19 protein-coding genes are annotated in these 18,137 nt (G+C 70.6%); 7 read left to right on the forward strand and 12 right to left on the reverse strand.

Annotated features, from left to right (window positions below):
* Positions 1–36: 36 nt before the first annotated feature.
* The 4 genes from aspA to IG08_RS0121460 all read right to left on the reverse strand — a co-directional run bounded on the left by aspA (position 37) and on the right by IG08_RS0121460 (position 4,829).
* On the reverse strand, positions 37–1,446 hold the full coding sequence (gene aspA, locus IG08_RS0121440; RefSeq protein WP_030604828.1) for an aspartate ammonia-lyase: 1,410 nt from the start codon (positions 1,444–1,446) through the stop codon (positions 37–39).
* A gap of 206 nt (positions 1,447–1,652) precedes the next feature.
* Positions 1,653–2,669: an asparaginase gene (locus tag IG08_RS0121450; RefSeq protein WP_030604831.1), complete on the reverse strand. Its 1,017-nt coding sequence runs from the start codon at positions 2,667–2,669 to the stop codon at positions 1,653–1,655.
* A 31-nt stretch (positions 2,670–2,700) separates the two neighbouring features.
* Entirely contained in the window at positions 2,701–4,155 is a 1,455-nt protein-coding gene (locus tag IG08_RS0121455) for an amino acid permease (RefSeq protein WP_030604841.1), read from the reverse strand.
* Positions 4,152–4,829 (reverse strand): FadR/GntR family transcriptional regulator, encoded by a 678-nt coding sequence (locus IG08_RS0121460; protein ID WP_030604845.1) that lies wholly within the window; start codon positions 4,827–4,829, stop codon positions 4,152–4,154. Before IG08_RS0121460 ends, IG08_RS0121455 begins: the two co-directional genes overlap by 4 nt.
* 326 nt (positions 4,830–5,155) lie before the next feature.
* Here IG08_RS0121460 and IG08_RS0121465 point away from each other — a divergent pair, with 326 nt between their 5' ends.
* The 5 genes from IG08_RS0121465 to IG08_RS0121485 are packed head-to-tail and all read left to right on the forward strand — an operon-like array spanning position 5,156 to position 9,823.
* Entirely contained in the window at positions 5,156–6,319 is a 1,164-nt protein-coding gene (locus IG08_RS0121465) for an NAD(P)/FAD-dependent oxidoreductase (protein WP_052424814.1), read from the forward strand.
* 16 nt (positions 6,320–6,335) lie between these two features.
* Complete coding sequence (locus IG08_RS0121470) at positions 6,336–6,773, forward strand: thiamine pyrophosphate-dependent enzyme (RefSeq protein ID WP_030604851.1); 438 nt, start codon at positions 6,336–6,338, stop codon at positions 6,771–6,773.
* 54 nt (positions 6,774–6,827) lie between these two features.
* Positions 6,828–8,156 (forward strand): MFS transporter, encoded by a 1,329-nt coding sequence (locus tag IG08_RS0121475; protein WP_030604853.1) that lies wholly within the window; start codon positions 6,828–6,830, stop codon positions 8,154–8,156.
* A gap of 10 nt (positions 8,157–8,166) precedes the next feature.
* Entirely contained in the window at positions 8,167–8,847 is a 681-nt protein-coding gene (locus IG08_RS0121480; protein WP_052424815.1) for an aspartate/glutamate racemase family protein, read from the forward strand.
* Between the two features lie 13 nt (positions 8,848–8,860).
* On the forward strand, positions 8,861–9,823 hold the full coding sequence (locus IG08_RS0121485; protein WP_234342933.1) for a LysR family transcriptional regulator: 963 nt from the start codon (positions 8,861–8,863) through the stop codon (positions 9,821–9,823).
* Here the strand turns inward: IG08_RS0121485 and IG08_RS0121490 are convergent.
* The 7 genes from IG08_RS0121490 to IG08_RS0121520 all read right to left on the reverse strand — a co-directional run bounded on the left by IG08_RS0121490 (position 9,813) and on the right by IG08_RS0121520 (position 15,674).
* A complete protein-coding gene (locus IG08_RS0121490) occupies positions 9,813–10,649 on the reverse strand; it encodes an undecaprenyl-diphosphate phosphatase (protein WP_030604863.1) in 837 nt (278 codons plus the stop codon). The genes IG08_RS0121485 and IG08_RS0121490 overlap by 11 nt on opposite strands.
* 86 nt (positions 10,650–10,735) lie before the next feature.
* On the reverse strand, positions 10,736–11,110 hold the full coding sequence (gene crcB / locus IG08_RS0121495; protein ID WP_030604866.1) for a fluoride efflux transporter CrcB: 375 nt from the start codon (positions 11,108–11,110) through the stop codon (positions 10,736–10,738).
* On the reverse strand, positions 11,107–11,487 hold the full coding sequence (locus tag IG08_RS0121500; RefSeq protein ID WP_030604869.1) for a DUF190 domain-containing protein: 381 nt from the start codon (positions 11,485–11,487) through the stop codon (positions 11,107–11,109). The genes crcB (IG08_RS0121495) and IG08_RS0121500 overlap by 4 nt, the downstream gene beginning before the upstream one ends.
* Positions 11,484–11,945 (reverse strand): fluoride efflux transporter CrcB, encoded by a 462-nt coding sequence (gene crcB, locus IG08_RS0121505; RefSeq protein ID WP_030604873.1) that lies wholly within the window; start codon positions 11,943–11,945, stop codon positions 11,484–11,486. Before crcB (IG08_RS0121505) ends, IG08_RS0121500 begins: the two co-directional genes overlap by 4 nt.
* Before the next feature lie 165 nt (positions 11,946–12,110).
* A complete protein-coding gene (locus tag IG08_RS0121510) occupies positions 12,111–13,073 on the reverse strand; it encodes an SMP-30/gluconolactonase/LRE family protein (protein ID WP_030604875.1) in 963 nt (320 codons plus the stop codon).
* 46 nt (positions 13,074–13,119) lie between these two features.
* Complete coding sequence (locus tag IG08_RS0121515) at positions 13,120–13,407, reverse strand: helix-turn-helix domain-containing protein (protein ID WP_030604877.1); 288 nt, start codon at positions 13,405–13,407, stop codon at positions 13,120–13,122.
* 245 nt (positions 13,408–13,652) lie between these two features.
* Complete coding sequence (locus tag IG08_RS0121520) at positions 13,653–15,674, reverse strand: beta-galactosidase (protein ID WP_030604880.1); 2,022 nt, start codon at positions 15,672–15,674, stop codon at positions 13,653–13,655.
* Positions 15,675–15,872: 198 nt separating this feature from the next.
* Between IG08_RS0121520 and IG08_RS0121525 the strand changes: the two genes are divergently transcribed.
* A complete protein-coding gene (locus IG08_RS0121525; RefSeq protein WP_030604883.1) occupies positions 15,873–16,904 on the forward strand; it encodes a LacI family DNA-binding transcriptional regulator in 1,032 nt (343 codons plus the stop codon).
* On the opposite strand, the gene IG08_RS0121530 is transcribed toward IG08_RS0121525, so the two are convergent.
* Positions 16,885–17,655 carry a methyltransferase domain-containing protein gene (locus tag IG08_RS0121530; RefSeq protein WP_030604886.1) on the reverse strand — a complete coding sequence of 257 codons (771 nt, stop codon included), beginning with the start codon at positions 17,653–17,655 and terminating at the stop codon, positions 16,885–16,887. The two genes, IG08_RS0121525 and IG08_RS0121530, sit on opposite strands and share 20 nt — an antisense overlap.
* 28 nt (positions 17,656–17,683) lie before the next feature.
* Here IG08_RS0121530 and IG08_RS0121535 point away from each other — a divergent pair, with 28 nt between their 5' ends.
* On the forward strand, positions 17,684–18,118 hold the full coding sequence (locus IG08_RS0121535; protein ID WP_030604889.1) for a MerR family transcriptional regulator: 435 nt from the start codon (positions 17,684–17,686) through the stop codon (positions 18,116–18,118).
* Positions 18,119–18,137 lie beyond the last annotated feature (19 nt).

Raw genomic sequence — 18,137 nt, forward strand, 5'->3', positions numbered from 1 at the left:
TGTGCCTCCGGGCCGGTCCTGGTGCGCATCCGCTGCTCAGGCCGACGGCGAGCCCGAACCCGCGACGACCTCCGGCCGCAGCAGGTCGGCGAGGGTCTCGGCGGGCAACAGGCCCTTCTCCAGGACGAGTTCGGCCACACCGCGTCCGGTGGTGAGAGCCTCCTTGGCGATGTCCGTGGCCGCCGTGTAGCCGATGTGCGGGTTGAGGGCGGTGACCAGGCCGATGGAGTTCTCGACGCTCGCCCGCAGCGCCTCGGTGTTGGCGGTGATGCCGTCCACGCAGCGCTCCGCGAGGGTCAGGCAGGCGGCCCGCAGATGGGTGATGGACTCCGAGAGGGAGTGCAGGATGATCGGCTCGAAGGCGTTGAGCTGGAGCTGTCCGGCCTCGGCGGCCATGGTGATGGTGACGTCGTTGCCGATCACCTCGAAGGCGACCTGGTTGACGACCTCGGGGATCACCGGGTTGACCTTGCCGGGCATGATGCTCGAACCGGCCTGCACCGGGGGCAGGTTGATCTCGCCGAGGCCCGCGCGCGGCCCGGAGGACAGCAGGCGCAGGTCGTTGCAGCTCTTGGAGAGCTTGACCGCGATCCGCTTGAGCACGCCGGACATCTGGACGAACGCCCCGCAGTCCTGGGTCGCTTCGACCAGGTTGGCGGCGGTGACCAGCGGCAGCCCGGTGATGTCGGAGAGGTGGCGGCGGGCCGACTCGGCGTATCCGGCGGGGGCGTTGAGACCCGTGCCGATCGCCGTGGCGCCCAGGTTGATCTCATGGATCAACTCGACGGCCTCGTCAAGACGGCTGCGGTCCTCGTCAATCATGACGGCGTATGCGGAGAACTCCTGCCCCAGCGTCATGGGCACCGCGTCCTGCAACTGTGTACGGCCCATCTTGAGCACGTCGCGGAACTCGACGGCCTTGCGGGCGAAGGCGTCCTGCAGTACGGACATCGCCTTGAGCAGTCCATGCACCGCGAAGACCGTCGCGATCTTGACCGCGGTCGGGTAGACGTCATTGGTCGACTGCCCGAGGTTGACGTCCTCGTTGGGGTGCAGGTGCTGGTACTGCCCCTTCTCGAACCTCAGCAGCTCCAACGCCCGGTTCGCGACGACCTCGTTGGCGTTCATGTTGGTCGAGGTACCGGCGCCGCCCTGGATCACGTCGACGACGAACTGGTCGTGCAGCTTGCCGTCGCGTATCTCGCGGCAGGCCTCCACGATCGCGGCGGCCTTCCGGGGCTCCAGCAGCCCGAGCTCCTCATTCGCGAGGGCGGCGGCCTCCTTGACGGCGGCGAGGGCCTCGATCAGGTGCGGATAGGCGGAGATCGTGGTGCCGGTGATGGGGAAGTTCTCGGTGGCGCGCAGGGTGTGGACGCCCCAGTAGGCGTCGGCGGGAACGTCCCGGTAGCCGAGCAGGTCGTGTTCGCTGCGGGTGAGGGCGGTCATGAGGGTGCGGGTCCTCTTTCTGAGGGGGAGGGTGAACGAGCGGATGGAGCAGGAGGAGGGCGAGCGATACGACACCGGCGGCGTCCGGCATACCTAGAGGCGCGGGGCTGTATCAATATGCGGCTCCGCCGCGTGGGCGCGACCAGCCACGACGCCGCCGCAGCCGGCCGAACACAACAGCCCCTACGTCGTCGACCGGCATGCCGTCAGACGCAGGCCGACAGAGCGACCGGGTCCAGGGCCCGTACAGGGCGCACGCACCCAACCGGTTCCCCGCCACCGAGCAGTGGCTCCCCCGCGAACTCGGTGAGCAGCGACGGATCGACGCCGGCCCAGGCAAGGGCAGCCGCAGCCACCGGCACCCGCGCCCGGTTCGCCCCGTCGGCGATCTTCACGGCGACGGCCCGGCCGTCCGGGAGAGCGGCGACCTGAACGCCCTCGAAGCCGTCCTTGGCGAGCAGCCCCGGCACGGCTCGCATCAGCGCGGCCACGTCCCGGCCGGAGCCGGACGCCATCTCGGCGTGGTCGCGCATGGCGTCGGCGACTCGCGCCTCGGGGGTGCCCGTCGGGGCCGTGGTGATCCGGGCCCCGGCCCGCGCCAGACCGTGCAGGGACACGGAGAACAGGGGTGCGCCGCAGCCGTCGACGGTCACCTGGGCGATGCGCTGCCCGGTGAGGTCCTCGACGATCTCCGCGATCGCCTGCTGGAGAGGGTGGCCGGGGTCGAGGTAGTCGTCCAGGGACCAGCCGTTGAGTCGGCAGGTGTAGAGCATGGCCGCGTGCTTGCCCGAGCAGTTCTGGGCGAGCCGGGAGGCCGGGCGGCCCTCGCGGATCCAGTTGTCCCGGACGACCGGGTCGAACGGCATGTCCGTGACGTTGCGCAGATGGTCCTCGGTGAGCCCGGCGAGCTCGAGGATGCGCCGGGTGCCGGCGAGGTGGCGTTCCTCGCCGGAGTGGCTCGCCGCGGTGAGCGACAGGAGCTCGCCGTCGAGCGGGAGCCCTGCCCGCACCAGGGCGACCGCCTGGACGGGCTTGAGCGCCGAGCGCGGGTAGAAGGCGGCCTCTATGTCGCCGATCTGGAGCTGGACGTGTCCGTCGGTGTCGAGGACGACGACGGAGCCGTAGTGGATGCCCTCGACGACCCCGCCGCGTATCAGGTGGGCGACGGGGGCGTGGAGGGGCTCGCGGATAAGGGGTGGGTCCGCGACGAGACTGCTGTACATCACTGCCTCTTGTCAGGGAGCGGTGCGTGGGTCACGCATCGGCTCCGGTGGATTCGTTCTGGATGGACTTGCGTGCGACCCGGCCGCGGACGGCGAACCATCCGGCGACCAGGGCTCCGACGATCAGCGGCAGACACAGCACGGTGGTGCGGCCGGCGCCGCCGTCGGCGTACATGAGGACCAGGACGGTGGCGAGGAAGACCAGCGTCACGAGTTCGGTCCAGGGGGATCCCGGCAACCGGTAGCTGGGGCGGTCGAGTTCGCCCTTCTCGGTCTTCTGCCAGAAGAGCAGATGACAGACCATGATCATGCCCCAGGTGGACAGGATGCCGATCGCGGCGAAGTTGAGCACGATCTCGAACGCGTCGGCGGGCACCACGAAGTTGAGGCCGACGCCGAGGACGCAGATGCCGCTGGTGAGCAGGATGCCGCCGTACGGAACCTGGCTTCGGCTCATGACCGAGGTGAACTTCGGCGCCGAGCCGGACATCGCCATGGAGCGCAGGATGCGGCCGGTGGAGTACAGGCCGGAGTTGAGCGAGGACATGGCCGCGGTGAGGACGACGAGGTTCATCACGCCGCCGGCTGCCGGGATGCCGATGTTGGACAGCACGGTCACGAAGGGGCTCTGGCCGGACGTGTACTTGTTCCAGGGCAGCAGCATCGACAGCAGGACCACCGAGCCGACGTAGAACAGGCCGACGCGCCACATGATCGAGTTGATCGCCTTCGGCATGATCTTCTCGGGGTTCTCGGTCTCGCCCGCGGCGACGCCGACCAGTTCGACGGAGGCGTAGGCGAAGACGACGCCCTGGATGATCAGCAGCATGGGCAGCAGGCCGTTGGGGAAGACGCCGCCGTTGTCGGTGATCAGGGACGGGCCTGGGGTGGTGTCGCCGACCTCGTGCTGGGTGACCAGCAGGAAGATGCCGATCAACATGAACGCCACGAGCGCGCCCACCTTGATGATGGCGAACCAGAACTCCAGCTCGCCGAACATCTTCACCGAGATGAGGTTCACGGTGAGGACGACGGCGAGCGCGATGAGCGCGATCACCCACTGCGGGATGTCGGAGAACATGCCCCAGTAGTGCGTGTAGACGGCCACCGCGGTGATGTCGGCGATGCCGGTGGTGGCCCAGTTCAGGAAGTACATCCAGCCCGCGACGTAGGCGCCCTTCTCGCCGAGGAACTCCCGGGCGTACGACACGAACGCACCGGACGAGGGCCGGTACAGGACGAGTTCGCCGAGGGCGCGGACCACGAGGAAGGCGAAGATTCCGCAGACCGCGTAGGCGATGAAGAGGGAGGGGCCGGCGTCGGCGAGGCGGCCGCCGGCGCCGAGGAAGAGGCCGGTGCCTATCGCGCCGCCGATGGCGATCATGTTGACGTGGCGGGACTTGAGGGACTTGCTGTAGCCCGCGTCGCCTGCGTCGACGTGTACGGACCGTTTTTCTGCGGATTCCTGCAGGGACTGCTCGCTCACGCCTCGGGTCCGCCTTCCGTGGGGGTGTCCGTGCGCGGGGGACGCACGATGTCGGTGAGGGTGGTCTCGACGCGGTCGAGGTGGTGGGACATGGCCTCCACCGCGTCGGTTTCGGAACCGTCGATCAGCGCCTCGACGATGGCCCGGTGCTCGCGGTTGGACTGCTCGCGACGGCCGCCCAGCTCGTTGAGGAACGCGGACTGGCGGGCCAGCGCGTCGCGGATCTCCTCGATGACCCGGCGGAAGACCGGGTTCTGGGCGGCTTCGGCGACGGCGAGGTGGAAGAGCGTGTCCATCGCGACCCACGCGGTGGTGTCCGTCTCCCGTTCCATCCGGTCGAGGATGTGGGCCAGGTGGTCGAGGTTCTCCGGGGTACGGCGCACTGCCGCATACCCGGCGACCGGGATCTCGACGTGCCGGCGCACCTCCAGCAGGTCACTGGCCGCGTAGTCGCCGAAGGTGGGGTCCTCCACCGCGTTGGCGACGACGAAGGTGCCCTTGCCGGTCTTGGAGACGGTCAGGCCCATGGTCTGCAGGGCCCTGAGGGCCTCGCGCAGCACAGGCCGGCTGACCTCCAGGGCGCGGCAGAGCTCCGCCTCGGAGGGGAGCTTGTCGCCGATGGCGTACTCACCGCGCTCGATGGCGTCGCGGAGGTGGGCGAGCACCGCTTCCATGGCGCTGATGCGCCGCGGAGGCTGTCCGGCTGTCCGGCTGTCTGACAGGTTCACGGGAGTGATACTCCGGGTGAGCGGGAGGGACTGTCAAGGCGCGGACGGATGCCGCCCCGGGTGGATCCACAAGGAAACGCGACGGAAATACGCGAGCCCGGAAAACAATCGCCGAGTTTTCAGAACATTACGTCTCAATCACCCAGGCCGATGTTCCACATCTGCTTGAAGGGGTGTGAAGCAGCACTGCATCTCCCCCCTCTTGTTCCCGTTGGACACCACGTCCTACAAAAGACCACGTCGGTACCCGCATTCCCTCCAGGAGGCCCTCATTGCGCCGGGAAACCCTGAACGGTGGACGTGTCGTCGTGGTCGGTGGCGGCGTGATCGGCACCTCGATCGCATTCCACCTCGGCGAACGCGGCTATCGTGACATCACCGTGATCGAGCGCGGCCTGCCCGGGGAGGGAACGACGGCGGACGCGACCGGAGGAATCCGGCAGCAGTTCTCGACCCGAGTGAATATCGAACTGGCCCGGCGTTCACTGCCGTTCTGGCGGCACTTCGAGGAGCGGACCGGGGCGCCGATGGATTTCCGGCAGCACGGCTACCTTTTCCTCATCTCCGACCCGGACACCCTCGACGTATTCGAGCGAAACGCGGAGCTTCAGCGTTCCCTCGACGTGGACGTACAGGTACTCGACCCGCAACAGGCCGCCGACGTCCACCCCGGCGTGCGGACCGACGATCTCCTCGGCGCCACGTACTCGGCCGAGGACGGGTCGGCCTCCCCCGCCGACGCCGTCGCCGGCTATCTGCGCGGCGCGGCCGGACGCGGAGTCGAGGTGCGCCGCAACACCGAGTTCCTGGGCCTGGTGACGGACGCGGAGGGCGCGGTGCGCGCTGTCCGCACCAGCGCGGGCACCCTGGACGCCGAGTTGGTGGTGCTGGCCGCCGGGCCCCAGGTGCGGGCCGTGGGCCGGCTGTGCGGGGTGGACATCCCCGTCGACCCGCACCCCCGGCAGGCGTTCGCCACCGCGCCCCTGCCGGAACTGCACGGAGGGCTGCCGCTCGCCGTCGACATGGCCAGCGGCGCGTACGTCCACCCGGAGGCGTCCGGTACGGCGATCATCGGCGGCAACGACCGGGATGCCCCCAGCAGCGACCGTGCCGCCGTGGACTGGTCCCGGGTCGAGTCCCTCGCCGCCGCGCTGACGCACCGCTTCCCCCGTCTGGAGGGGCTGGAGGTCACGCGTGGTTGGGCAGGCCTGCGCGAGATGACCGCCGACGACCACGCCATCGTGGGCCCCGTCGACGAGGTGCCCGGGCTGTGGGTCGCGGCCGGGTTCTCCGGGCACGGCTTCATGCAGTCTCCGGCGGTGGGCGAAACGCTCGCCGAATGGTGGCTGACCGGCGCCCCTCCCCTGGACCTCTCCGCGCTGCGCCTGTCGCGGTTCGCCGACCAATCGCTCGAACTCGAGACCGCGGTCTTCTGAGCGGAAGGGCCCTCCCGTGACCTCCGAGACCACCGCCTCCTGTCCCAAAGGTGCCGAAGTCCTCGTCGACACGCTCGTCTCGCACGGCGTCGACACCGTCTTCGGCGTTCCCGGCGACACCGGCGTCATCCTCGCCCTCCCCATCACCTTCGTGGTGCTGGACAACACCTCCACGGGCTGGATCAAGACGCTTCAGCACCTCTACCTGGAGCAGCGCTGCTTCGGGGTCGACCCCGGCCCCGTCGACGCCGTGCTCCTGGCCACCGGCATGGGCATCCCCGGCGCGCGGGCCACCACGCTCGACCAGCTGGAACTGCTGGTCGAGGGATCCATGGACCACGACGGCCCCGCGGTGATCCACGTCCCCGTTCCCGAACAGAAGGACGCCTCGCCCCCGGTCGCGCCCTGGCCGGCCGCCCTGGCCGGCCGGACCACCACCCGCCCGGTCCACTGACCCATCCCCCACTCGCCCCTCCCCGCTCGCGCAGGTTCCCGGAAGGATCCGCTCATGGAGGCTCAGGCCATACGGCCCACACCACCGGCCCCCACCCCACCCGTCATCGACCACGGCACCGCCATGCGGGCAGCCCGCGCGAGCTTCGCCGGCACCGCCATCGAGTGGTACGACTACTTCCTGTACGGCAGTGCGGCCGCCCTGGTGTTCCCGAAGGTCTTCTTCGACGACCTGGGAACCACCGCGGGCACGCTCACCTCGCTGGCCACCTTCGGCGTCGCCTTCTTCTTCCGCCCCCTCGGCGGCCTCGTGTTCGGCCACTTCGGCGACCGGCTCAGCCGTAAGCAGGCCCTGGTGACCACCCTGCTGATCATGGGGCTCAGCACCTTCGCGATCGGGTTGCTGCCGACGGTCGGACAGGTCGGCGTACTGGCTCCGGTGCTGCTGATCCTGCTGCGCATGTTCCAGGGCATCGGGCTCGGCGGCGAGTGGGGCGGTGCGGCGCTGCTGATCGTGGAGAGCGCCCCGGCCGAGCGCCGAGGGCTGTACGCCTCCGCGTGCCAACTCGGCGTACCAGCGGGGCAGTTGGCCTCCGCCGGCCTGGTGACGCTGTTCTCCCTCCTGCCGGAGGACCAGTTCCTCAGCTGGGGCTGGCGGATCCCGTTCCTCTTCAGCGCCGTCCTCGTCACGTTCGGCCTGTACCTGCGCACGCGACTGCCGGAGCCGCCCGAGTTCCAGGCGCTCAAGGACGCCCAGCAGCGTCCGAAGCTGCCCATCGCGGAGGTGCTGCGGCACGCGAAGAAGCCGACGGTCCTGCTGATCTTCGTCCAGGCGGCCGCCACGATCGGCTACTACCTCTTCACCGTGTACTCGCTGTCGTACGTCGAGAGCGACCTCGGGAAGCCGAAGTCCTGGGCCCTGACCGGCGTGCTCGTCGGCGCCGCGCTCCTGCTGGTCGCGATGCCGCTGTACGCCGCCCTGTCGGACCGGATCGGCCGCCGTCCCGTGTACTTCGGCGGCACCCTGTTCATCGCCGTGTTCGCGATCCCGTTCTTCTGGATGCTCGACACCGGCAACCGGTATCTGATCCCACTGGCGATCATCCTCGCGCTGGTCTTCGGGTACGGTCCGACCGGGGCGCTGAACAGCGTCCTCTACGCGGAGCAGTACCCGACCCGGTACCGGTACACGGGTGCCTCGGTGTCGTACCAGATGTCGAGTGTCGTCGCGGGCGCCCCGGCGCCGCTGGTCGCCGCGGCGCTGGTCTCGGCGACCGGTTCGAGTCTCGCCGTCTCCTGGTACGTGATCGGAGCGGCGGTCGTGTCACTGATCTGCATCGCGGCGCTGACGGAGACGCATCGCACGCAACTCACCATGGAGTAAGGGGTAGCGGATGGCGGAGATCGGGATCGTCATGCTGGACAACCGGATCCCCCGCCCCGTGGGGGACGTCGGCAATCCGGCCAGCTTCGACTTCCCCGTGGCCATGGCGGTCGCCGCGGGCGCGGACACCCGGCAGGTGGTGGAGCACTCGGCGGCCGGTCTGCTGCCCACCGTCACGGAAGCCGCCACCGCACTGCAGAAGGACGGCGCGGCCGCGGTGACCACCTGCTGCGGCTTCCTCGCGGTCTACCAGCGCGAACTCGCTGACGAGCTGGACGTGCCGGTCGCCACCTCCAGCCTCCTGCAGGTCCCTCTCGTCCTGCGGACCCTGCGCCGGGACCAGTCGGTGTGCGTGCTCACCGCCAACGCGAGCACGCTCACCGACGCCCATCTGGAGGCCGTGGGGATCGGACCCTCGATGCGTCCCCGGGTCCGTCTGACGGGCCTGGAGCACACCGAGCACTTCTTCCCCGTCGTCACCGGCGACGGCGCGTCCCTCGACGTCGGGCGCGCGGAGGCCGAGGTGGTGGCCGTGGCACGAGCCGCGGTCGCCACGCACCCCGACATCGGCGCGTTCGTCCTCGAGTGCACCAACCTTCCGCCCTACTCGGGCGCCGTGAAGGCCGCCACCGGCCGCCCCGTCTGGGATGCGCTCACCCTCATCGGATGGCTTCGGGGCGGGACATCCTGACGTGTTGAACCTGGTGCACCTCCAGACCCTCCAGGCCGTCCTCCGCACGGGCTCACTGAGCGGGGCCGCCAAGGAGCTCGGCTACACCACGTCGGCGGTCTCCCAGCAGATCGCCGCCCTGGAACGCGCGCTCGGGGTGCAGCTCTTCGAACGCGGCCCGCGCAACCTCTGGCCGACACCGGCGGCCGTGCAGATGGGCCGCCACGCGGCGGTCGTACTCTCCAGGCTGGAGGAGGCCGAGGAGGAACTACGGGCCTTCGCCGAGGGCAAGCAGGGCCGCCTCAGGGTGGCGGCGTTCGCCACCGTCAGCGCGCAACTGCTCCCCAAGGCGCTGGGGAGGCTGGTCGCCCGCTTCCCGCAGGCCGAACTGTCCTTCCAGGACGACGGGGGCGACCCCGCCGCAGTGGCCCGGGCCGTGTGCGAGGGACGGGCGGACCTCGGGCTGGTCTACGAGTACGACCTCGTCCCCCAGGCGTGGCCGGACGAACTCCGGCTGTGCCGGGTCCTCCAGGAGGAGCTGGTCGTCCTGTGCGGGCAGAAACAGCTCACCGAGGACCCGGTCCACACGGATCTGCGGGAGCTGTCCGGGGCGATCTGGGTGGCCAACCGCGAGGACACCGCGGGCCACCACAACCTCCTGCGGCTGTGCGCCCAGGCCGGCTTCCAGCCCGAAGTGCGCTTCACCAGCGACGACTTCGACGTGATCCGCGGCATCGTACGGGAGAACCTCGGTGTCGCCCTGGTCCCCGCCCTCTCGCTGGGCATCGACCGCACGATCACGATGCGCCGCCTGCGTTCGCGCGGCCCGCGCCGGACGGTCCTCGCCGTCCATCGGGCGACCGACCCCAACCCCCTGATCCCGGCGGCCGTCGAGGCCATCCGCGCGGCGGCGGCGGAGTTCGTCGTCTGGACGACCGGGGCGTTCGGCGTACAGGTGGACTCGCCTCTCGCCTCGACCCCCGGCCTCAGCTGTTGAGCGTTCCCGTGGCCAACAGGCCGAAGAGCAGCAGGCCCACGACGATCCGGTAGACCACGAAGGCGTTGAAGGAGTGCTTGGCGACGAACTTCAGCAGCCAGGCGATGGAGGCGTAGGCGACGACGAAGGAGACGACCGTGCCGACGGCGAGCGGGGCAGCGCCCGCGCCGGTGCCCAGCGCGTCCTTGAGTTCGTAGATGCCGGCGCCGGTCAGGGCGGGGATGCCCAGGAAGAAGGAGAGGCGGGTGGCGGCCACGCGGTCGAGGTCGAGGATCAGGGCCGTGGACATGGTGGCGCCGGAGCGCGAGAAGCCGGGGAAGAGCAGGGCGAGGATCTGCGAACTGCCGACCAGCATCGCGTCCTTGAACGTGGTGTCGTCCTCACCGCGCTTGTGCCGGCCCATCTGGTCCGCCGCCCACATCACACCGCTGCCGACGATCAGCGAACCCGCGACCACCCACAGCGAGGCGAGCGGGCCCTGGATGAGGGGCTTTGCGGCCAGGCCCACCGCGACGATCGGGATCGTCGCGCAGATCACCCACCACGCGAACTTGTAGTCGTGGTGGTAGCGCTCCTCCTTGTCCCGCAGACCACGGCCCCACGCCGAGACGATCCGCACGATGTCCTTGAAGAAGTACACGAGCACGGCGGCGATCGCGCCGACCTGGATCACGGCCGAGAACCCCACGACGGCGTCGTCGTCGACGGGGATGCCCATCAGCCCCTCGACGATCTTCAGATGGCCGGTGGAGGAGACGGGCAGGAACTCGGTCACCCCCTCGACGGCTCCGAGGACGACGGCCTGACCGACGCTGATGACACTCATGGGATCCAGTTCTTCTGCAGGGAGTTCTCAGGGGAAGGCGGGTGCGGCGGGGACAGTCTTACTACACGCGCACATGTCCCGAGGTCTTACGCCCACACCGCCTGCGCCAGCGCCACGCCCGCGAACGCCGCCCCCAGACCGGCCACCACGCTCGCGACCACGTTGACCGCCGCGTACAAGCGGGCCCCGGTCTCGGTCAGTCGGAGGGTCTCGTAGGAGAAGGTCGAGTACGTCGTCAGCGCCCCGCACAGGCCGGTCCCGATGAGCAGTTGGAGGCGGGATCCGGCGGCTCCCGCGGCCACGGCGCCGGTGAGCAGGCCGAGGATCAGGCAGCCGGCGACGTTCACCGCGAAGGTTCCCCAGGGGAAGACCGAGTCGTGGCGGGACTGCACCGCCCGGTCGGTGAGGTAGCGGAGCGGGGCGCCGACCATGGCACCCGTCACGACGAGCAGCCAGTTCACAACGACTTCTTACCCTTCACGCCCGCTTTGTCCGGGCTCGCGTCGCGACCCACGTACCGGATGACCTCGCAGTCGTCGAGGATCACGAGGCCCTCGGTGACGAGCTCGTCGAGCTGCGGCAGGAACGTCCGTACGCGTTCCTCGGTGTCGACGATCACGACCGCGACCGGCAGGTCCTCACTCAGGGAGAGCAGTCGCGAGGTGTGGATCAGGGAGGAGGCACCGAAGCCCTCGATGCCACGGAAGACGCTGGCGCCCGCCAGGCCCGCGGTGAGGGCCCGGTGCACGATCTCGGTGTAGAGGGGCTTGTGGTGCCAGGTGTCGTTCTCGCCGACGAAGACGGTCACGCGCAGGGCGGTGCCGGTCAGCCTCGTCATGGCTGCCTCCACTTCAGGACGCGGCGGGCCGCCGTGACCGCGAGCCACACCGCTGTGAGGGCCGCGAGCAGGGTCGCGGCGAGGTAGGCCAGCCCGGTGCCCGGGTGGCCGGAGTCGACCAGCTTCTGGATGTCGACGGCATAGGTCGAGAAGGTGGTGAAGCCGCCGAGCACGCCGGTGCCGAAAAAGGGCCGGACGAGCCGGTGGGCGGCCCACACATCGGTGATGACCACCATGAAGACGCCGATCACGGCGCAGCCGACGACATTGGTCCAGAAGGTCGCCCAGGGGAATCCGCCCGGCTGCACGGGCCACCACAGGGAGGCGGCGTACCGGGCGCTCGCGCCGAGGGCGCCACCGAGAGCGACCACCGCGACCACCGGCGCCTGGCCTCGCCGGACGGAGGGGCGTGGGGTGCGGCCGGGGGCGCGGAGGCTCTCGGCTTCCGGGGCTGTCATGGGTCGTGCCTCTCCTACTCGCCGGGGCCCGGGTATGCGGGCGCGCTCCATCGCAAGTAGGGACCGTTGGCGGCACCTGCCGCGGTTGGGTACGGCGGGCCCCACCGCCGCGCCGCGAGGGTGATCGCGACCGGTGAACAGCGTAACTCCGGGCGTACGCCCGGGTCACTTCGTGGCGGGCGGCTCGCACAGCGCGATGCCCTGCTCCCACAGGCTGCCGAGGACCAGGTGCCCGGAGGCCTCGCAGACGCTGGTGACGAAGCGGAAGCCGGAGCGGCGGCGGGCGAGGTGGTGGACGGTCTCACCGTCGTCGTCGAACGCGAGGACTCCGATGGCGCCCATGGGGCGGAAGGGAGCGCGCACGGTCACGCGGGCGGCGGCGCGGCGGACGAACGGGGCGCTGCGGTGCAGCAGGTCGAGCGCGGGGACGCGGGGTCCGGCGAGCGACACCCAGATCGGGCCGTCGGGTCCGCCGCGCCAGATGTTGTCGGGCATGCCCGGCAGGTGCTCGGCGAACGGCTCGGCGCGGCCGGCCTTCGGCCCGGTGAGCCGGTAGCGGGTGAGCCGGCAGGCGCCGGTCTCGGCGACGACCAGGAAGGACTCGTCACGGCTCGGGGCCAGACCGTTGGCGAACTGGAGGCCCTCCAGCAGGACTTCGGGGGTGTCGCTGCCGGGGGCCAGGCGCAGGAGCCGGCCTGTTCCAATGTGTTCGACCAGGTCGCCGATCCACTGCTCCAGGGGGTAGCGGCGGCTGGAGACGGTGAAGTACACGCTGCCGTCGGAGAGGGCGACCACATTGCTGCAGAAGCGCAGCTTCTCCCCCGCCACCGAGTCGGCGAGGATGCGCACGGTGCCGTCGGTGAGGTCGACGCGCAGCAGTCCGCGTTCGGCGTCGCACACCAACAGGGCGCCGTCCGGGAGGAGTTCGAGGCCGAGTGGGCGGCCGCCGGTCTCCGCGAGCGTCTCGACCCGCGCGGATTCGGGGTCGGTCAGGCCGTCGAGGCGCAGGATGCGGCCGTCCTCCACGCCGGTCAGGACGCGGCCCCGGGCGTCGGCCACGACGTCCTCGGGTCCACGGCCCCCGATCGCGATGCAGTGGCGTGGGACGAGTGCGGTGGGACGGCTCATGTCTGCCTGCTCTTCCCGTGGGTCGTGCGCCAGGCCTGCCCTGTCCCTACCAGCCCTTCTCGAACATGCGCGCCACCTCGGCGATCCGCATCTCGTCGCGCCGGTAGTAGGTGCGCCACCGGATCTTCTTGGTGCGCAGCAGACCGATGTCAGCGAGCAGGTTGAGGTGGGTGTCCGCGACCGAGCGGGACACGCCGAGCTTGTCGGCGACGGCCTCGGCGGTGACCCCGTCCTCGACGAGGTCGGCGTGGCGCTGCCGCGGGAAGTGCACGGCCGGGTCCTTCAGCCACTCCAGGATGTCCAGGCGCCTCTCGCCGGTGGGAGTCCTCAGCATCTCGTTCCCCTCCGTCCCCTCCTTCTGAGCGACCTCGTATCGCGTGTGCCCACTGTCCCGCAGTCGACGCCACCTTGTCCGGGAGTCACCAAGCTTGTCCGGTATCGAACTCCTCTGCGACGAAGAGCTGCTCAGCCTGTACATCAGTCGGGAGGGCAGGAGTACGTCCGCCGGGAGACGGGAGAAGCCCCTCCGCCCGCGGCTGGTGCGCTCGCACGGGCGGAGGGGAGCGGAGGGGTGTCGGCTCAGCCGTCGAGTCGTACGACCCGGACGGCTCCCGCGGGGACCGCGAGGCGGCCCGCGGCGCGCTCGCCGGTCAGCAGCTCGGTGCCCTCGGCCTCCAGGGTCACCTTGGCCTCCGACGCCGTGTGGTTGACGACGAACACGAACGTGCCCGACTCGCCGGCGCGCCGCACCACCTCGACATCGCGGGGCAGGTCGGCGCGCGGGGCGATCCGCGCGTCCTCGACGGCCCAGCCCAGCAGCGCGTCGAGGCCCTGTGCGGCCAGGCGCGTGGAGACGTACCAGGCGGTGCCCTCGCCGAGGCGGTGCCGGGTGACGGCCGGGTGGCCGGCGGTCAGGCCGTCGGCGTAGGTCCACACGGTCTCGGCGCCGCGCGGCACCACGAACTCGGTCCACACGTCGCCGGTGAGTTCCGAGCCGTCGGGGCCGGTGATCCGCACCAGCTGGTCGCTCAGCAGCGGCGAGAACTCCTCGACGGTCAGGCCTAGCACGTCACGCAGCGCGCCCGGGTGGGCGCCCTCGTGCACGGCGTCGTGCTCGTCGACGATGCCGGAGAAGTACGACACGACGAGCGTGCCGCCGTTCTCGACGTACTCCCTGAGGTTGTTCCCGGCCGCCTCCGTCATCAGGTACAGCGCGGGGACGACGACAAGGGGATAGGCCGACAAGTCGGCTTCCGGGTGGGCGAAGTCGACCGTGAGGTGGCGGTCGTAGAGGGCCTCGTAGAAGGCGTCGGCGCGCTCGCGGGCGTCATGGTCCTCGCTGGGGCGCCACTGGAGGTTCTGGGCCCACCAGGAGTGCCAGTCCCACAGGACGGCGACGTCAGCCCGGGTGCGGGTGCCGCGGATCGGGCTCAACGCGTCGAGGGAGGCGCCCAGTTCGACGACCTCGCGCCACACACGCGTGTCCGTGCCGCCGTGCGGGACCATCGCCGAGTGGAACTTCTCGGCGCCGCGCCGGGACTGCCGCCACTGGAAGAACATCGCACCCTCGGAGCCGCGGGCGACGTGTGCGAGGGAGTTGCGGGCCATCTGACCGGGGGCCTTGGCAGGGTTGCGGGCCTGCCAGTTGACGCCCGAGGTGGAGTGCTCGAGGAGCAGCCAAGGGGCGCCGCCGGCGACGGAGCGGGTGAGGTCGGCGGCCATCGCGAGGTTGACGTGGGTGCGGCGGCCGTCGGTGATGAGGTAGTGGTCGTTGGTGACGATGTCGACCTCGCGGCCCCAGGCCCAGTAGTCGACGGAGTCGCACTGGCTGAGGGCGGTCATGAAGTTGGTCGTGACCGGGATGCCCGGCGAGAGGTGGTGCAGGATGTCCCGTTCCGCCACGAAGTTCTCGCGCATGGTGGCGTCGGCGAACCGCTTGTAGTCCAGCGCCTGGCCCGGGTTGCCGACCGTGGGCGCGGTGCGCGGCGGGTTGATCTGCTCGAAGCCGGTGTAGCGCTGGCCCCAGAAGGCGGTGCCCCAGGCCTCGTTGACCGCCTCGACCGTGCCGTACGTCGTCTGCAGCCAGCGGCGGAAGTGTGCGGCGCAGGAGTCGCAGTAGCAGGCGGAGACGGGGACGCCGTACTCGTTGTGCACGTGCCACATCGCGAGGGCCGGGTGCCCGGCGTAGCGCTCGGCGAGCTGGGTGGTGATGTCGGCGGCGGCGAACCGGTAGTCGGCGTTGCTGTGACAGATGGCGCCGCGCGAGCCGAACTCGTGGCGGATGCCGTCGGCCGTCACGGGCAGTGCCTCGGGGTGGGCGCGGTAGAACCAGACGGGCGGGACCACCGTGGGCGTGCCGAGGTCGACGCGGATGCCGTTCTCCTGGAGCAGATCCAGGAGGCGGTCCAGCCAACCGAAGTCATGGATGCCCGGTTCCGGCTCCAGGAGCGCCCAGGAGAAGATCCCTACGCTCACCATGGTGACGCCGGCCTCGCGCATCAGCCGTACGTCCTCGTCCCAGACGCTCTCCGGCCACTGCTCCGGGTTGTAGTCCCCGCCGAAGGCAAGCCTGGTGAGGCCCCTGGGGGTGGTCTCCGGCATGGGTCTCTCCCGATTCCAGTTGTTGGGAACGTGCACACACAGCTTAGACAGCGCGCGGCCCAAGATAACCGCATGAAGGTGAGGCTTGCCAAGTGCCGCGATGCAGGGTTTGCTGTGCACGATCACAGCATGGCGGGCCCGGCCGGTGTCATCCCGCGTTCCAGGCGGCCACCATCCGCCCTCCGGGGCCGTAAAGTCGTGACCATGAACAATGCGGGGGGCCGGCGCCGACCACCGACGATCCACGACGTCGCCCGCGAGGCGGGCGTCTCTCGCGGCACCGTCTCACGTGTGCTCAACGGCGGGCACTACGTCAGCCCCGCCGCCGCCGAGGCGGTCAACGCCGCCATCCGCAAGACCGGATACGTCGTCAACCGGCACGCCCGTTCGCTGATCACCGGGCGTTCCGACTCGGTCGGCTTCCTGCTGACGGAGCCGCAGGAGAGGTTCTTCGAGGACCCCAACTTCAACGTCCTGTTGCGCGGCTGCACCCAGGCGCTGGCCACGCACGACATCCCGCTCCTGCTGATGCTGGCCGGCACCGAGGACGAACGGCGGCGCATCACGCGGTACATCACGGCCGGCCACGTCGACGGGGTGCTGCTGGTCTCCAGCCACTCCGGCGACCCGATCGCCGAGGAGCTGCGCGAGGCGGGCGTGCCGCTGGTCGCGTGCGGCAAGCCGATCGGGCTGGGTTCCCGGGTGAGCTACGTGGCGGCGGACGACCGGGACGGCGCCCGGGACATGGTGCGCCATCTGCTGTCCCTGGGCCGGCGCCGCATCGGCGTGGTCACCGGCCCGCTGGACACCCCGGGCGGTGTCGAGCGTCTCGCCGGCTACAAGGAGGTGCTCGCGGAGGCGGGCGTCGAGGTCGACGAGCGGCTCGTCGTCTCCGGCGACTACAGCCGGGCGAGCGGCGAGGCGGGCGCCGACCGGCTGCTCGCGCAGGCACCCGACATGGATGCCGTGTTCGTCGCCTCCGACCTGATGGCGCAGGGCGTGCTGACGGCTCTGGAGCGGGCCGGGCGACGGATCCCCGAGGACGTCGCGGTCGGCGGGTTCGACGACTCCCCCGCCGCGCTCGCCGCCCGCCCCGAACTCACCACCATCCGGCAGCCCTGGGACCGCATCAGCGCGGAGATGGTGCGGGTGCTGCTGGCCCAGATCGGGGGCGAGGATCCGGCGGCGGTGATCCTGCCGACGGAGCTGGTCAAGCGGGAGTCGACGTAGGCACGGTGCGGTACGGGCTCGTGGCCGACGCCACGAACATCGGCAGCGCCAGGAACAGCCGGTCCCGCTCCGCCCGCGCGCGCTGCCCGGCGATCCAGTCGTCGGCGCGCCCTCGGTCTGCCGACGCCTCGGCCAGACCCACGAGCAGCGGCAGTGTCTCCGGCCCCGTGAGCACCGCCGTACGGATCTCGACCTCCACGTCCTCGAAGCCCGCATCGAGCAGCAGGTTGCGGTAGGCCCGTGCGGCGCGGGGCGCGGTGACCAGGTCGGCGCGGGCCTGCACGATCGCGCGGGTGAAGCTGGGGTCGTCCGAGTCGATGACGAGGGTGTCCCAGTCCTGGCCGACGAGCACGACGCGTCCGCCGGGCACGAGGACGCGCCGGGCCTCCGCCAACGCGCGTGCGGGGTCGGCGAGTTCGTGGAAGACCTTGTCGGCGCGGCAGCCCTGTGTCGAGTGGTCCGGCAGGGGCAGGGCGTACGCGTCCGCGCGACGGAAGTCGGCATGGGGCCACCGGGTCCGGGCGATCGCGATCATCCGCTCGTCGGGGTCGACACCCACGGCCTCGACGCCGCGGTCGGTCAGCTCGGCGACGGCCCGGCCCGCGCCGCATCCGACGTCCACGACCGAAGAGACGTCGCCTAGCAACTCGTAGGAGAGTTCCCGGAGTTCACGTGCGCCCGGCAGGCTGTCCGCGGCGTCGAGTCCGGCGATCAGGTCGTCGGTTTCGGTGCGTGTACGGCTCTTGGTCATGGGCCTCAGGCTGCGACTTAATGTCGGCATGAGGTCAAGCGAGCAGAGCGAAGCAGTCGGCATCGGCGCTCTCGCGGAGCGCTTCGGTCTGGCACCGCACGTGCTGCGGCACTGGGAGTCGGTGGGGCTGCTGGCCCCCGGCCGCGACACGGCAGGCCGCCGCCGGTACGGCGCCGCCGACGAGGTGCGGGTGGCCGTCATCCTGCGCGGCAAGGAGGCGGGACTGTCCCTCGAAGCCATCCGGACCATGACGGTGGGCGACGCCGACACGCGCCGGGCGGTGCTGCGCCGGGAGGCCGAGGCCCTGCGTGCCCGTATCGCCGCGGCGCAGGCCTCTCTCGACCTCGTCGAGTGTGCGCTGAGCTGTGCTCACGAGGACCTCGCCGGATGTCCCCACTTCCGACGGGCGGTCGTCCGGCAACCGGTCAGGATCGGAGAAGCCACACCCCGCTCCCCGGCCTAGCGTGAAACCAGCGACGAAA

This window comes from Streptomyces fulvoviolaceus, assembly GCF_000718165.1.
GTDB classification, from domain to species: domain Bacteria; phylum Actinomycetota; class Actinomycetes; order Streptomycetales; family Streptomycetaceae; genus Streptomyces; species Streptomyces fulvoviolaceus.

Coding starts and splice junctions, on each gene's coding strand:
- IG08_RS0121480 (WP_052424815.1), top strand. CDS start 8,167: ATGGCGGAGATCGGGATCGTCATGCTGGACAACCGGATCCCCCGCCCC.
- IG08_RS0121515 (WP_030604877.1), bottom strand. CDS start 13,407: ATGCTGAGGACTCCCACCGGCGAGAGGCGCCTGGACATCCTGGAGTGG.
- IG08_RS0121535 (WP_030604889.1), top strand. CDS start 17,684: ATGAGGTCAAGCGAGCAGAGCGAAGCAGTCGGCATCGGCGCTCTCGCG.
- IG08_RS0121510 (WP_030604875.1), bottom strand. CDS start 13,073: ATGAGCCGTCCCACCGCACTCGTCCCACGCCACTGCATCGCGATCGGG.
- aspA (WP_030604828.1), bottom strand. CDS start 1,446: ATGACCGCCCTCACCCGCAGCGAACACGACCTGCTCGGCTACCGGGAC.
- IG08_RS0121475 (WP_030604853.1), top strand. CDS start 6,828: ATGGAGGCTCAGGCCATACGGCCCACACCACCGGCCCCCACCCCACCC.
- IG08_RS0121460 (WP_030604845.1), bottom strand. CDS start 4,829: ATGGAAGCGGTGCTCGCCCACCTCCGCGACGCCATCGAGCGCGGTGAG.
- IG08_RS0121500 (WP_030604869.1), bottom strand. CDS start 11,487: ATGACGAGGCTGACCGGCACCGCCCTGCGCGTGACCGTCTTCGTCGGC.
- crcB (WP_030604873.1), bottom strand. CDS start 11,945: ATGACAGCCCCGGAAGCCGAGAGCCTCCGCGCCCCCGGCCGCACCCCA.
- IG08_RS0121450 (WP_030604831.1), bottom strand. CDS start 2,669: ATGTACAGCAGTCTCGTCGCGGACCCACCCCTTATCCGCGAGCCCCTC.
- IG08_RS0121490 (WP_030604863.1), bottom strand. CDS start 10,649: ATGAGTGTCATCAGCGTCGGTCAGGCCGTCGTCCTCGGAGCCGTCGAG.
- IG08_RS0121520 (WP_030604880.1), bottom strand. CDS start 15,674: ATGCCGGAGACCACCCCCAGGGGCCTCACCAGGCTTGCCTTCGGCGGG.
- IG08_RS0121530 (WP_030604886.1), bottom strand. CDS start 17,655: ATGACCAAGAGCCGTACACGCACCGAAACCGACGACCTGATCGCCGGA.